Consider the following 14,311-nt stretch of genomic DNA (forward strand, 5'->3'; position numbering starts at 1 on the left):
GTTCAGCCTTTAATGACAGTAATCTGCTGTCGGGCTGGCTTAGTTATGTACGGACTGTTTACCGTGATTCACTAAGCAACGAACCGCACTTCTAGGTCTAGTAGCATCACGTTATCGACGATCGCTTTAGCATCTTTTGCACCGAAGCCTAGAAAGTTATGGCTATTAACCCAAGCTGCTAGTTATGCCATCGCTAGCGCTTCGGGGTGGTGTATGGGGTCAGTATGTATAATAAAATCCCCTCCAGGAACAAAAACGGAGGGGAAAATGTTAAACGAAATAATTGCTATCTATGCTATCACTGATGACTTGTTGAAAGCGATTGGGCATCATGAAGATGGTCGCATAGAGATGAGTGATGCGGAAATTATAACAACGGCACTGGTTGCAGCAATATTTTTCAGTGGTAATCAGAGCGCGGCTTGTAACTAGATCAAAGACCACAATCTGATTTCTACAATGTTAGAAAAATCACGTTTTAACCGACGATTACATGGAATCTCGATGCTGATGAATGATTTATTTCATCAAATAGGGTGGCGTAGGCGCAGCCCGTCGTAGACATCGCTTAGTAAAATCCACTGCATTCCGCTTGTGCTATCTAGTTTGTATTAAAGTTAGCTTTATTCAACCGAGAATTGCTAGTTGACGGTTGGTTGCTGTTAGTACAAGCAGCAATGACGCTGCTATTAATTCAGATAGAAGCTTATTGAATAAAACTATGGTGACTAAGGCGATGAATTGTTGTTGATGAGGATGATAACGGATTCATAAAACAGTATGATGCTCTCTCCTATCTGCCGTTGTAGCTGAATCTAAATGTACATTCTAGAATCAACTTTTGATTCACTAGCGAATAGGGCTGAATTTCTAAAGCACGTTGAAAAGCTCGGATAGCTTGACCATACTCTCCTAGTGCTGCATAACATAAGCCCATACCATGAAGCGCCCCAAAATGTATTGAATTTATCTGCACAACCATCTGACAATCTGCCAGAGATTTTTGATAATCGCCAATACTGTAATAGAGGAAAGCTCGACGATTCCAAGCTTCGGCAAAATCTGGCTGGTCTTTAATTAATGCCGTTAGCGCTATTTCAGCTTCAGCAATTTCACCTGCATCCAGTAACTTTTGACTACGGTCAATTATTTCCAGCCCATAGATTCCCTTTTGCTGAAACCAGATTCGCCAGATTTTTCTGGTTGCGTTGTCGCGCACTATGGGATCCGGGTTTTTCAACTCTTCAAGTAAGGAATTGATAAATAAAGAATCCATGAATTTGAGATCAGTGAATATACCTTTGTATTAACTTTCTCACAAAATATATCGATTAAATCATTTTTAAAGTCATCTTTAAATTAGCCATGATTAATCGCTAATTATGAAATTTCTGTGTAATTTATTGTGTTCAACAATACGACTAATACCACACTAGATATTTAAAGTCATAAAAATAAAAACTGATTAGAGGTAGTTAACAGATCCCTTTGGCGACATCAATATGCCAGAACTGCAAGATGCAACAGACAAAGGTTGTTTGCAGGTAGATGGCAAGATTATGAAACCAGGCGGTAATTTGGTAATAACCAAAGCCGCAGTTGAGCCAGTTCGGTATTTACCAGGAATTACTAAGCACTTTGACATTGCAGAATCACAGTTGCTTTGCTCGTAAAGAATGTGTCACCAGAGTGGAAGATATCGGTTTCTAAGAATTAATGCCGAATATGTTGTATTGGTTTTTCACAAATTGTCTTAGCAGCTAACATAGTCTTTATTAGAACCTAAATTTATCTGCTTACTAGCTGCACCGGAAGGTATAGAAAGTTTTGTAATTTACATTACATTCTGATTTGGTACTATATGCATCTGTCATTGATAACTATTTGGATAAACATGACTAATTAAGTATTGGATTGTGAGATACAGGTACGTGGGCTACGCCTAAGCTGATGTAGCATAGAATCAGCTAATTAGCCATGAGCAAATGACGATCAAATCCAGTTATTAACCTAACACTGCACAAATTGTGAGTTAACAAATTTTACTTCATCAAATTTGGAAATATTCTTAAATAAATACATACTAAATACATCACATTGATACAGGAACTTTATATAAAATAGTAATTAATTTTCTCAGCTATTCCATAATCATCTACTATAATGTTGGATATTTCAATTCCCCGATTCTAACGATAAATCTTACATAGTAGTATTTATGTTACAACAGACTATAGGACAATTAGAAACAGAAATATCACAGCGAATTAAAAATTTATATAATGATAAACTAGGAAAGTCTCCTAGCCAAATTATTTGTCATTTTTTTGATACTGAAATCGTAATTTCTATAGAAAACTCTGTTACCCAAGCTGAACAAACTTTACTGAAAGGAGGTTATGACACTTTAGCTGAACAAGTACGATTATATTTAGAGAAAATAATTAAACCAGATTTAAAAAATTTGATTGAGGAAATTATTGGTCAACCTGTCCTATACCTAATGACAAACACAAATCTAACAACAGGTCGTTCTGGGATTGTTGTAATTCTCAAGGAATTATCTGAAGTTCGTAATCCCGAATCTATTCCCAAGAGAAATGTTAGGAATTTAGCTGACTGATGTGCCGACTGATTACTACTTCTAATTGATTAAAATCATAAGGTTTAGTAATGCAATCATCTGCTGTGAGCATCATGGAGCGATCGTCTTGTACCGTTGTTAGAGGTGTGACTGCAATGATTGGAATGGTAGCAGTTTTTGAGTCATGTTTGAGATCGTCAATGACTTGGTTCGCACTCAAATTAGATAGCTTCATATCTAGCAGGATTAAATCTGGTTGATGAGTTTGTGCCAACATCACAGCCCTCACCCCTTGTTTGGTACAAATACATGAAAAATTTAATATTCCTAGATGAGAATTAAGTAGCTCTAAATCATGTAAACTCTGTTCTACAACCAAAATTAAAGGCTGTCCATTCATAAGCAGTTAGTCCTGTCCAAGAAAAGCTGGGCATAAAAACTCTATCCATCAAGAAAACCTGAAAGTCTTTGTTTATAGTATGTGTTTAATTCAATGTACGAACGACCAACTCAGGCATAAAAATGAATAGGTTAGTGTATAGTTCATTCGGTTATCCATCGGCGCTAAATTTTATAAAATAACATAGCAAAGCAGTCATAACATCAAGCAAATATTAGCATAAGTGATGTATGTAATTGCCATGATTGACTATAAAGATCGGTATTTTATGGTAAGTAGAGGATACTTAAAGTACTTGAAGTTGCAGATTTATCAGCCTTAGCCAGGAGTGCCAAAATTACGTAGGCATCGCCTTTGTTACATTACCATAAATTAATTAAGTATATTTAACCATCAATTAACTGACGTGCATAAGCGATCGCCTCTGTTGGTGTTGAAAGTTTCCCCTCAGCTTGTGCTACGGCAATTTCTGTTAACAGTTGACCGATAATTGGCGAAGCTGGAATATCTAATGATATAATCAACTCCTTCCCGCTTACTAGTGGAGTGGGATGAGCGATCGCATCATCAGGGTTGAGGTAGCGGTCAATCAAAGGTGCTAAGACTTGGTAGCTCATTGCTTGAGTTTCCACTGCTATGTGTAGTAGCTTGTCACCAGATATTGCCTCTACCAAATTATTAATTGCTACAGCTAGCACTGCCGTAGCGGGGAATACAATATCTGCGTCATGAAACAAAAAGTATTGTTCTCGCAAGGACATATTAACTACTTGAAATTGCGGTAACAATTTTAAAGCAGTAGTTACACTTCGGATTTCGGCACGACTATAAGTTAGTTCTTGTAGCTCTATTTCTGCTAATTCTGGATTTGGGTTGACAAGACAAGCAAGTTTGGCAATACCTAGCCAAGTAGTTTTAATACTATCGCGGATATATTCTTGCAGTTGTACCCCTAGTTGTTGCCACTTTTCTGTGAGTAAAGCGGCGGCTGTGTCAACTGCTGCTAGTTTGAGTAAACTTTCACGGGTGGCATTTTTGAAAAAAGGGGCAAGTAAACCATCTTCCCAAGCCATTGTTATCCAAGGAGTACCCTGAGAATTTGCCAGTAGATAGCCAATTTCTACCCTAACTCTTTCGGCTGCAACTTTGCCAAGATGTGATGCCAAAGAACGAATTGCAGCTTGGGTAGCTGGTTCAATAGTAAAACCTAGTTGGGCGGCTTGGCGATAACCTCGCATTAACCGCAAAGGGTCATCTTCTAGGTTCGCGGGTGATACCATTCGCAAAATGCCCTGTTGTAAGTCTACATAACCTTGCAGAGGATCGATAATTTCTTGCGTATGAGGATTATAAGCGATCGCATTTACTGTAAAGTCCCGTCTGTGCAAATCAACTTCTAAACTACCTCCTTCCTGTTGGGCAAAGTCAGCTGTAGCGTGGGGAAAAACCACACGCGCAATTTGTCGTTCGGCATCGAGTAATACAAAACCAGCTTTGTAATGATGAGCGATCGCTCTGGCTACCTTTACCGCCTTGGATGGTATAACAAAATCTAGATCCAGATATTCGCGAGTTCTGCCAAGGAGCGCATCTCGGACAGCTCCACCTACCATGTAAGCTGGTTCTGGCAATAATTCCAAGCTGAAAGGCCAATTTTCGGGAGCGAGGGTAGAAGGAATTGATTCGTGCATTGTAATAAAAATCAACTCAGCAACTCATGAATAACAGTTGGGCTTAAGTTAGATTAACAATAAAGGCCCCTGGAGTTGGTTCTATTATGTGTATTTGCGTGAACTGCCACTATGTAGACCGATGTGTTACCTATCATGCCGTAGAAGGGCAGCACCAACAGCCTCACTTGACTGAAACACCAAATTTTGATCCGAATGAACCTTCTATCAATGTCAACATTCGGACTCAAGATGATGTGATTGAAATGGAATGGGATGTTGTTGGTTGTCTGAGCTTTAAGCGGGAAACAGGTAAGTGGTCGAAATTGCGTCCTGGTGAATTAGTGCCCACTTGATAGAAAATGATTGGTGTATCTTACAGCTATTTTCAGGTAAATAGACCACGCGGTAGGGGCACAGCATTGCTGTGCCCTTACGACAGATGTGCTTCAAATACATGAAAACTGCTGTAATGAGATTTTGTCTTTCAACGATCGCAAATTCATGTTATGGGGAGGAGATGTCAGGAAAGCGATCGCTATTAGAGAGTCAACAGTAAGCGAACATTTGCTATCACATTCTGATTTTGTTGAAACAGCAGAATCTTTGCCTTGAGAATTCTGTCCAAAGCAGAAGAAAAGATATGTAGTTTATTCTAATTAAGAACTGCTATGTTATATGCTTAAATAATTAACGTTAATTTATAAAAATAGATATTTTAAATAATTTTGCTAACGGAAGAAGACGACCTTGCCATAAATAAATACGCTTTAGCACTACATACCACCACACCAGAATTAGGTTTGGGAATTAGTAATTTTGCAGGCGATACTCGCTCTAAAGTTTGGAATTTGGGGCGCGAGCTATCTAGCTTAGTGCATCAATATTTAATTGAATTTATCAAACCGCAAACTTGGGCAGATTTGTCCTTTATTGCAGTTGCAAAAGGCCCCGGCGGCTTCACGGGAACTCGGATTGGCGTTGTTACTGCTCGTACTTTAGGGCAACAGTTAGATATTCCTGTATTTGCGATTTCAACTTTGGCTGCGGTAGCTTGGTCAGAAGCAGGCAAAAGTCAAAATCCAAAAACTATTGCCGTGGAAATGTCAGCACAACGAGGTCAAATTTTTGCTGCTATTTATCAGTTTGAGCCAGATACTTCTAAATTAAAAGTGTGTTTATCAGATAGAGTGTTCACACCAGAAGCATGGCAGGAAACTTTAGCGAATTGGAACACTAATTATCAGTTGATTCAAGCCCAATCTGGGTTAGCAGCGACGGTGACAAGTATTTTGGAATTAGCTAATCTCGATTGGCAAGAGGGAAAATTTCCTAATTGGTCAGAGGCTTTGCCATATTATGGGCAGCATCCAGTAGAGGGTGCATAATGCTTGTAAATTAGTTATATAATGACTAATTTACTCATTTTGAGCATGGTTTGAGCATTATGACTAACAGCGCTAAAGCAGCCAACAATAAGGCTAAGAAGAGTAAAATAGCAGTCAGACTTGACTTAGATAGTATCAAAACCTCCTTCCCCATAACATATTTTGCAGATGAAAAGCAGGTAAAGTTAGTAATTAAAGGATGGGAAAGTATATGAAAGTGTTTATAAGTTGGTCTGGTACTACGAGTCAGCAGGTCGCTAATGCGTTACGTAACTGGCTGCCTTCTGTAATACAGGCTGTTAATCCTTTTGTCTCTTCTGAAGATATTAACAAAGGCGAACGTTGGCAGGAGGTGCTTGCTAAAGAGCTTGAAGATGCAGAATTTGGCATTATCTGTCTAACACCCTATAACGTTAAAAGACCTTGGCTATACTTTGAAGCAGGAGCATTATCAAAGTCTATTGATCGCTCTCGCTCATTTTTGTCACCATTTCTCTTTCGTGTTAATTCTTCTGAATTAAAAGGCCCTCTGTCACAGTTTCAATCCACAATTTATGATAAGAAAAATGTATTCAACTTGCTATCCAGCATCAACAACAGGTTGGGCATTGAGAGTAGGTTGGAGCATGAACATCTCAGAGATATGTTCGATGATGAGTGGCATAAACTCAAAGAAGAATTAGATAGAATTGAGGAGAGCCAAGAGGGTGAAACTGAAACTGAGTATGAATGGTTATACACTCCACGCGACCTCGGTAAAATTGAGGTAAATGCTTATTACAAGTCAATTTGGGTCGTTACTCGCTCTCCCTACGAAGATTTACAAAATTCCTTCGTCCAAAACATGGTGCAGAAAAATATAGAGCGTGGAATAAAATATACATTTATCCTTCCATCTTCCGATCAAATAGAGGAAGTCAAGACAACACTCAAGAACACTTTTTCATCACACTTAGAGCAGTTAACTATAACGATAATCCCTAAGCCAACATTTCACAGTTTAGCTGTTACGCATTACTATGTCTTGAATCCTGAAGAAGACCCGCATTATACCCTGAGGGTATTTCTTAAGTTGCCGCTTAAACAGCCTGACTATTGGATAGAAGTGGACTACGAAGCAGCTTACGACTTTGCTGCTCGTTTTCGTAAGATGATAGAAAAGGGGATAACTATTTAACTTGGTTGTCAATACGCTTGGGTTAAGGATATTTGTAGGTTGGGTTGAACGAAGTGAAACCCAACAAACCACGAAAAATGTTGGGTTTTGTTCCTCAACCCAAACTACGCTGGTTTTGGTTTTTGCCTTTAACCCAAGCGTATTGAGCTTGGTGTATTACTTAGCCGAATAGCCCGTCGTAGACATCGCTTTGTCCGAATAGGATAGATACCGCACATCCAATTTGTGGCGGCTTTTTCCTGGAGTTTTAAGCGATCGCATCACAGTGCATAAATTCAAAATCAAAATAGCCACAGCCAAACTGGGAGAGTAACCAACAATACTATAGCCCCAGCAGCTAAGGCAGTAACTGCCAGATCGCGATCGAGATTGAATGTCTCAGCAATTACCAGTGTGGCGAAAGCTGGAGGCATAGCCGCTTGTAGCACGATTATCTTTGCGATCGCCCCAGTTAATCCAAACAGGGGTAAGATGCTACCCAATATCAAGGGAACTAGCAGCATTTTGATTCCTAAGCTCATCCCTACTTGTGGTAGGCTACGCCAAGATTTGAGCAGCGCCAGTCGCATTCCAATTAATACCAGGGATAAAGCTACACTACTCCAAGCAAATTTTTCTAACCAGAATTCCGCAACTGTGGGAATTGTCACCTGCCGAAACAGCAAGCCAAATCCGAAACCCCACAGCGCAGGATTAATTAAAATCGCCCTAGTAATCTGCCAATGATTCTGGACACCGCCACCAAAACTAGCTGCTAGCAACACACCCAGAGCATAAGTTCCTGGGAATGAACCTAGCAAATCGTAAAATAGCGCCCAAGCAAAGTATTCCTTGCCTACCATTGCTAAGGTAATGGGAAAACCAAGATAACCAGTATTACCCAACATTGCAGCTAATATCAAGCTAGCTTGAGTTGGTGGTTGGGGAACAGTCTTTTTAAAATAGGCTTGTGCTTTAATCCCTAACCAAGCTAAAAATGCTCCTAGTAAAATGGCTAGGTAAGCGATCGCAGGTGCAATCCAAATTTGCCCCGACAAGCTAGATTGACGCAAAAACGATACTATGCTTATGGGTACTCCCACCCAAAAAAGAAACTGTCCCAAACGTGTAGGAACTGTCACAGGTAGTTTGCGTCCCAGTATAAAACCTACCAGGACTAATCCTCCCAGCTTGACGTATAGTTCTAAAAGGTTTGTCAAGATTGCGCCTAAGAACCACAGATGTAAAATGCTACCTGTTACGTTTACTTTTGTCCAGTGCAAAATCTGTTATGGCTATTCCACAAAAACAGGAGTTTACCTTTGAATAAGGCAGGGTTTTCTGGAAAACCGCAAAACTCATCGAATGACCTTGGCGATGATATTCCAGTGGCTGTACGCGATACCCCTGTTGCAGCACCTAAAATTTGGTTGCAACCCCGAATTATCTTTATTGGGGGAATTGCAGGATTTGTCTTGCTGGCTTTAATTAGCAGTTTATTGTTTTTCGTCACAGCACCCAAAAAAACTGCTGATTCTCAACTTTTACCAGCTAATTCTACTCCTACAACTCCAACAGCATCTAATAATTCCAGCGATACTGTGTTAGGGCATTTTCCATACCCAGAAGCCCCTGAGTCAGAACTAGTAACCATCTCCGCAAATAGGGGCATTAGAATGCGAAAAGCTGCTGCCCAAAAGTTTGAGGAGATGGTAGCAGCAGCCCGGAGTGCAGGTGTAATTTTAGTACCAATTTCTGGCTTTCGCTCCATCAAAGACCAGGAGCAGTTGTTTTTTGCTGTCGGCGCCCAGCGAAATCAAACGCCAGCAGAACGAGCTGCCCTCAGCGCTCCTCCTGGTCATAGCGAACATCACACAGGTTATGCTGTGGATGTTGGAGATGGAGCAGTACCAGCAACTAATCTTCAAACTAATTTTGACAATACCAAGGCTTATCAATGGCTGCAAGCAAATGCAGCGCGTTTCAGCTTTGAAATGTCATTTCCTAAAGATAATGCTCAAGGTGTGAGTTATGAGCCTTGGCACTGGCGTTTTGTTGGCGATCGCAATAGTTTGGAAATGTTTTACAAAGCCAGAAACTTGAAACCCGCGAAGATATCGCCATAAAAGACAGCAGTCAACCCCTTCGGGGAATTCAAAATTCAAAATTCAAAATTCTTATCCCCATAAATAAATTTAGGGGCTTAAAATAAGGACACATTATTTCTCGTGCTTTGCATCTCGAAATAAATCTTTTTTTTTGTCCATAAATTAATTTAGGGGCTTGTATCATAAGTCTGTTTTGGTCAAAATAATTCGGTCAGGAGTAATTAGTTTTACTTTTGTAGTATATTACTCATCTTAAGATGGATATGTTCGCTCTCAGCTTTTGTTTAAAATCCAGAATCTAAAATTATTTAGTCTTGGGGGGGCGTTGATAAACAATATTCGCAATCGTTTTAATAATTTTAAACGCAAAAGGGTTGAACCTTTACAACTAAAACAATTGGTAGATGAGTTGTTGGAAGAGTCTACTCCCGACGCCACATATTTGATTTTGATTGTTGGTTCTTGTGCGATCGCTACATTTGGTCTACTTGCCAACAGTACTGCTGTCATCATCGGGGCAATGATTATAGCACCTCTGATGTTACCAATTCGAGGTTTAGCCTTTGGTGCATTGAACGGAAATGTCAGCCTATTTCGTCAAGGCGTAATAGCAGTATTATTAGGCACATTCTTAGCACTTTTCATTTCTTACAGTATAGCTTGGCTAGTTAATCTACCTAGTTTTGGCAGTGAAGTGCTATCTCGCTCCAAACCTAACCTGCTTGATTTGGGTATTGCAGTTGCAGCAGGTAGTATCAGTGGTTACGCTAAGGTGAATTCAAAAATCTCTGCTAGTGTGGCAGGAACAGCAATAGCTGTTGCCCTCATGCCACCAATTTGCGTTATCGGTTTAGGTCTAGCAAAATCTGACTGGTCGCTTAGTTTAGGAGCAACTTTGCTTTACCTGACGAACTTGTTAGGCATTAGCCTTGCTTGTATGCTGACATTCTTATTTATTGGCTATTCTCCTATCGAGCGCGCACGAAAAGCGCTGCTATGGGCACTGGCGTTAACAGGTGCTTTACTGATACCTTTAACTGTGAGCTTTACCCAGTTAGTTAGACAAGCACAACTCGAAACCCACCTGAAAAAGGCTTTGTTAAATCGAACCTTAACTTTTCAACGTTTGGAACTACTAAAAACTGATACTAACTGGCTCACAAACCCACCCCAAGTTCGCTTGAGCGTTCGCGCACAGTCAGCTGTGACATCGAAGCAAGTAAGTCTTTTAGAAGCATTTCTTCAAAAAGAAATGAGGCAGCATTTTTCCCTGATTTTTGAAGTCAGTCAGGTAAAAGAAGTCAAGGGAGAAAAATCAGATTTTCCTCACAAAAATCTCATAGACAAGGAGAAGGAGGAATGAACAACCAACCTAGACAATTAGAATCTATAAAGCCAGGAAACAGTCGCAAAAGACAGAGATTAACTTTACAGGGGGAATTTGCTCTAGCTTCAATGCCAACGTTGGTAATTCTAACAGTACTAGCTTTAGTTGAGATACTTAGTCGTCAGCGACTTTTATTCGCCTCTCTTGCTTCCAGTGCTTTTCTCATTTACTTAGACCCACAACACGGCACTAATACAGTGCGGACACTTGTCATCTCTCAAATGTTGGCAGCGATCATTGGTTTATTGACCTATTTGGCTTTGGGGCCTGGGTATTTATCGGCTGGAAGTGCAATGATTTTGACAATTGTTCTAATGATATTGCTAGATGTCGTTCATCCTCCCGCAGTCGCTACTTCCTTAAGTTTTGCTCTGAAGGCGGGTAATGAAAACAATTTAGTTTTATTTGGTTTGGCAGTCGGTATTATTGCCACACTGGTTATATTGGAGCGGTGTGCTTTGTGGATACTGACACATTACAGTCGCCATTGATGTAACCCAGTTCAAAAACGTGAGTGAAAAATAGTAGAATAATTTTCATGTTTTTGACTATTAAATAATTTTTAATTTATGAAATTGCAGAGAATTGCGATCGTAAGTCATAAAATATGAATTTATCACATTATTTTAATAATACCTACTTCTTTTAGATAAATATGCTTAAAAAGCTTTATTTTTAGTTATCAATCAACTGATTTTTTTTAATGAAAATATTATATCGTTGAAAAAAGTTTTTTCATACTATTTATAGACAATAAAAACTAACTATAGATGGAATTGAATATCAGGAGTTTTTACTATTATCAGCAATGCTGACTAATTAAACAAGTAACATGAATGCAGATATATCCGCACTCTGGGACAAAATCCAGGGAATGATTAACGGATTCATTGTCCTACTGCCTAATATCGTGCTGGCATTGATTGTCTTTGGAATCTTCTTTTTTGTTGCTAGAGCGATTAAGAGACTGGTCAAACGATTGACACGCGATCGCCATCAGGCTCGGAATCTAGGACTGGTACTAGGACGCTTGGCGCAAGGTACAACACTGTTGTTAGGGCTATTTATTGCTTTGTCGATTGTAATTCCGACATTCCGAGCAGGGGATTTGGTACAACTATTGGGAATTAGCGGGGTGGCGATCGGTTTTGCCTTTCGTGACATTCTACAAAACTTCTTGGCTGGCATTCTGATCCTATTGACAGAACCGTTCCGAATTAACGATCAAATAGTTTTTAAAGACTTTGAGGGAACTGTAGAAAATATTGAGACACGAGCGACAACAATTAAAACTTACGATGGTCGCCGCATTGTGATTCCTAACTCAGAATTGTTTACTAATTCAGTGACGGTAAACACTGCCTTTGAAAGTCGCCGACTACAGTATGATGTCGGTATTGGCTATGGTGATGATATCGACCGAGCCAAGGAGTTAATGCTTGAAGCATTGCATAGTGTGCCGGAGGTACTTAAAGACCCTGCTGCTGATGTGCTGGTCATGGAACTTGCCGAAAGTACTGTTAACATCCGCGTTCGTTGGTGGATCAAACCGCCACGACGAGCAGATGACCTGATCTCACGGGACAAGGTACTGTCTGCAATTAAGAAAACATTAGTAGAAAACGGCATCGATTTACCCTTTCCCACGCAGCAAATTTTGTTTCACGACCAAACAGAAGAGACAGACGGAAACCGCTCCCGTCAGCGTGAAGGTTGGCCTGCAGGCAGAGGTGAAATACCAAAATCTCGCCGGATCAGCGATTCGCTTCGGCTGCTTGCCCAAATGCAGACGCAAAGAGATGATAACGGCAAGGTAGATTCTCCAAAAGCTAATGACGAAAACTAAACTACTTGCCACTTAACCTTTTGGACTCGGTTGTAGCGGCGAGTGGTTTCTAGTTGTTCTGGCTTGTTACAAGATAAAAGGAAAGCCTTAACAACAGCAGGTTGCTTTGGTTGGCATTTTACTTATAAGCGTAAAATGTTGGCGGTTTGATAATCTCTCTATTTTCATTGCTGGTAAATATTCTGTTTAACTGGAATACTCTTATGGCATTAGAGTCTGCCGCAGGTGAAGTCGTAATTGCACAACAACTCAAGCAATTTCTCCTAGTACTATCTGTCTCTTTGGGTGTAGCAACATTACCACAAATTTTTAGTTGGTTTCGCCGCATTCCTTACACGCTACTACTGGTTATTGTGGGATTAGGGTTAGCATTCGTTAATGTGCGATTGGTTAATCTTTCTCCTCAATTGATTTTGATGATTTTCTTACCGCCACTATTGTTTGAAGCTGCTTGGAATTTGAAATGGTCAGATTTAAAGCGAGATTTACTAACTATTTGTCTGTATGCAGTGATTGGGGTGATAATTTCTATTGCCGGAGTGGCACTTGGTCTTCATCAATTCGCTGGGCTTGAACTTAGCATAGCTCTACTAGTTGGAGCTAGTCTGTCAGCAACCGATCCGGTTTCGGTAACGGCTTTGTTTCGGGAATTAGGAGCAAGCAAACGCCTAACAACGCTGATGGAAGGGGAAAGTTTATTTAATGATGGTATGGCGGTTGTGGCTTTTGGCTTACTAGTTGCTCTGCCGTTAGGTACTGCCAAACTGGATTTACAGTCTGCTTTATGGGAATTTTTTCAGGTAGTAGGCATTGGTATTGGCGTTGGAGGACTAATAGGATTTGGCATCTCCTACCTGACACAACGTTTCGACTTACCGCTAGTAGAACAATCTCTCACCTTAGTTTCTGCCTACAGCACTTATCTAATTACAGAAGATTTAGGTGGTTCTGGAGTGATTGGAGTAGTTACCACAGCTTTAATTTTAGGCAACTTTGGCTCGCGCATTGGCATGAACCCGCGCACGCGCATCATTGTTACAGAATTTTGGGAATTCTTGGCTTTTTTTGTGAATTCGATTGTTTTTCTATTAATTGGCGACCAAATTCGTTTTGCCGTCTTAGGAGATAACTTAAAAATTATTGCAGTGGCGATCGCTGCGATGATTGTGGCACGAGCAGTATCCATTTATGCTTTAAGTAGTCTTAGCAATTGGCTAGCTAAATCCGAAATTCCTTTATCCGAACAAATTGTATTATCGTGGGGTGGATTGCGGGGGTCTGTCTCTATTGCCCTAGCTTTGAGTGTACCAGCCATACTCCCCCAAAGAGAAGAAATTATTGCTACAGTATTTGGAGTAGTTTTATTTACACTGTTAGTACAGGGCTTAACCACTCAACCATTATTAGAAAAACTACAACTTTTAGGTAGCCAACCGCTACGTCAACAATACATGGAAGCAATTGCCCGTCAAGTTGCTCTCCAACGGGCGCTGGAATATTTAGAAACAACACAAAAGCGTCCAGGAATTCAGCCAGAGTTTTATGACTACCACAAGACGCTGCTTTCTGGAGAAATTGCCCTTTTACAAGAAAAAATTGACAACTTACTTGATGAGTACCCAAATTTGCAAGAATTTACAATCAAAGAACTGCGAGGGGAGCTGCTGGCAATTGAAGCTGATACCTACGCTGAGTTTGTCCGTGCAGGTAGGTTAAATAAAGAACTGTCAACTTTTTTAACAATGCATGACAGAGTTAATGAAGATAAATGA

General features: G+C 40.1%; 16 protein-coding genes and 2 pseudogenes. 13 read left to right on the plus strand and 5 right to left on the minus strand.

Features of this window, described 5'->3' with window-relative positions:
* Positions 1–267 precede the first annotated feature (267 nt).
* Positions 268–537 (plus strand): annotated as a pseudogene (locus tag V7K41_RS32790) (IS982 family transposase); the annotation flags it as partial.
* A gap of 256 nt (positions 538–793) precedes the next feature.
* Here the strand turns inward: V7K41_RS32790 and V7K41_RS02740 are convergent.
* Positions 794–1,276 carry a tetratricopeptide repeat protein gene (locus V7K41_RS02740; RefSeq protein WP_334845615.1) on the minus strand — a complete coding sequence of 161 codons (483 nt, stop codon included), beginning with the start codon at positions 1,274–1,276 and terminating at the stop codon, positions 794–796.
* Between the two features lie 220 nt (positions 1,277–1,496).
* Between V7K41_RS02740 and V7K41_RS02745 the strand changes: the two are divergent.
* Together V7K41_RS02745 and V7K41_RS02750 are read left to right on the plus strand one after the other, a co-directional pair.
* Positions 1,497–1,661, plus strand: a pseudogene (locus V7K41_RS02745) (GTP cyclohydrolase II); the annotation flags it as partial.
* A gap of 557 nt (positions 1,662–2,218) precedes the next feature.
* Complete coding sequence (locus V7K41_RS02750) at positions 2,219–2,623, plus strand: DUF2294 domain-containing protein (protein WP_334845616.1); 405 nt, start codon at positions 2,219–2,221, stop codon at positions 2,621–2,623.
* Here the strand turns inward: V7K41_RS02750 and V7K41_RS02755 are convergent.
* Together V7K41_RS02755 and V7K41_RS02760 are read right to left on the minus strand one after the other, a co-directional pair.
* Positions 2,604–2,984, minus strand: a complete 381-nt coding sequence (locus V7K41_RS02755) for a response regulator (protein ID WP_334845617.1) — start codon at positions 2,982–2,984, stop codon at positions 2,604–2,606. The genes V7K41_RS02750 and V7K41_RS02755 overlap by 20 nt on opposite strands.
* 386 nt (positions 2,985–3,370) lie before the next feature.
* Complete coding sequence (locus V7K41_RS02760; RefSeq protein WP_334845618.1) at positions 3,371–4,675, minus strand: CCA tRNA nucleotidyltransferase; 1,305 nt, start codon at positions 4,673–4,675, stop codon at positions 3,371–3,373.
* Between the two features lie 86 nt (positions 4,676–4,761).
* Here V7K41_RS02760 and V7K41_RS02765 point away from each other — a divergent pair, with 86 nt between their 5' ends.
* The 5 genes from V7K41_RS02765 to V7K41_RS02785 all read left to right on the plus strand — a co-directional run bounded on the left by V7K41_RS02765 (position 4,762) and on the right by V7K41_RS02785 (position 7,219).
* Positions 4,762–5,010: a Ycf34 family protein gene (locus V7K41_RS02765; protein WP_334845619.1), complete on the plus strand. Its 249-nt coding sequence runs from the start codon at positions 4,762–4,764 to the stop codon at positions 5,008–5,010.
* Between the two features lie 88 nt (positions 5,011–5,098).
* On the plus strand, positions 5,099–5,269 hold the full coding sequence (locus tag V7K41_RS02770; RefSeq protein ID WP_334845620.1) for a hypothetical protein: 171 nt from the start codon (positions 5,099–5,101) through the stop codon (positions 5,267–5,269).
* Between the two features lie 113 nt (positions 5,270–5,382).
* The gene (gene tsaB, locus V7K41_RS02775) at positions 5,383–6,042 is read left to right on the plus strand and encodes a tRNA (adenosine(37)-N6)-threonylcarbamoyltransferase complex dimerization subunit type 1 TsaB (RefSeq protein WP_334845621.1); all 660 of its coding nucleotides are present in this window, start codon (positions 5,383–5,385) and stop codon (positions 6,040–6,042) included.
* Between the two features lie 59 nt (positions 6,043–6,101).
* A complete protein-coding gene (locus V7K41_RS02780; RefSeq protein WP_334845622.1) occupies positions 6,102–6,257 on the plus strand; it encodes a hypothetical protein in 156 nt (51 codons plus the stop codon).
* Positions 6,254–7,219, plus strand: coding sequence for a TIR domain-containing protein (locus V7K41_RS02785; RefSeq protein WP_334845623.1), 966 nt, complete (start codon positions 6,254–6,256; stop codon positions 7,217–7,219). Before V7K41_RS02780 ends, V7K41_RS02785 begins: the two co-directional genes overlap by 4 nt.
* 156 nt (positions 7,220–7,375) lie before the next feature.
* Here V7K41_RS02785 and V7K41_RS02790 read toward each other — a convergent pair whose 3' ends face one another.
* Complete coding sequence (locus V7K41_RS02790; RefSeq protein WP_334845624.1) at positions 7,376–7,513, minus strand: hypothetical protein; 138 nt, start codon at positions 7,511–7,513, stop codon at positions 7,376–7,378.
* On the minus strand, positions 7,501–8,418 hold the full coding sequence (locus V7K41_RS02795; protein ID WP_334845625.1) for an AEC family transporter: 918 nt from the start codon (positions 8,416–8,418) through the stop codon (positions 7,501–7,503). The genes V7K41_RS02790 and V7K41_RS02795 overlap by 13 nt, the downstream gene beginning before the upstream one ends.
* A gap of 102 nt (positions 8,419–8,520) precedes the next feature.
* Here V7K41_RS02795 and V7K41_RS02800 point away from each other — a divergent pair, with 102 nt between their 5' ends.
* The 5 genes from V7K41_RS02800 to V7K41_RS02820 all read left to right on the plus strand — a co-directional run bounded on the left by V7K41_RS02800 (position 8,521) and on the right by V7K41_RS02820 (position 14,311).
* On the plus strand, positions 8,521–9,324 hold the full coding sequence (locus V7K41_RS02800) for a M15 family metallopeptidase (RefSeq protein WP_334845626.1): 804 nt from the start codon (positions 8,521–8,523) through the stop codon (positions 9,322–9,324).
* Positions 9,325–9,631: 307 nt separating this feature from the next.
* The gene (locus tag V7K41_RS02805) at positions 9,632–10,669 is read left to right on the plus strand and encodes a DUF389 domain-containing protein (protein ID WP_334845627.1); all 1,038 of its coding nucleotides are present in this window, start codon (positions 9,632–9,634) and stop codon (positions 10,667–10,669) included.
* The gene (locus V7K41_RS02810; RefSeq protein WP_334845628.1) at positions 10,666–11,184 is read left to right on the plus strand and encodes an HPP family protein; all 519 of its coding nucleotides are present in this window, start codon (positions 10,666–10,668) and stop codon (positions 11,182–11,184) included. Before V7K41_RS02805 ends, V7K41_RS02810 begins: the two co-directional genes overlap by 4 nt.
* A gap of 341 nt (positions 11,185–11,525) precedes the next feature.
* Positions 11,526–12,539, plus strand: a complete 1,014-nt coding sequence (locus tag V7K41_RS02815) for a mechanosensitive ion channel family protein (protein WP_334845629.1) — start codon at positions 11,526–11,528, stop codon at positions 12,537–12,539.
* A gap of 203 nt (positions 12,540–12,742) precedes the next feature.
* Positions 12,743–14,311 carry a Na+/H+ antiporter gene (locus V7K41_RS02820; RefSeq protein ID WP_334845630.1) on the plus strand — a complete coding sequence of 523 codons (1,569 nt, stop codon included), beginning with the start codon at positions 12,743–12,745 and terminating at the stop codon, positions 14,309–14,311.

The organism is Nostoc sp. (assembly GCF_036917415.1).
GTDB lineage: Bacteria > Cyanobacteriota > Cyanobacteriia > Cyanobacteriales > Nostocaceae > Nostoc.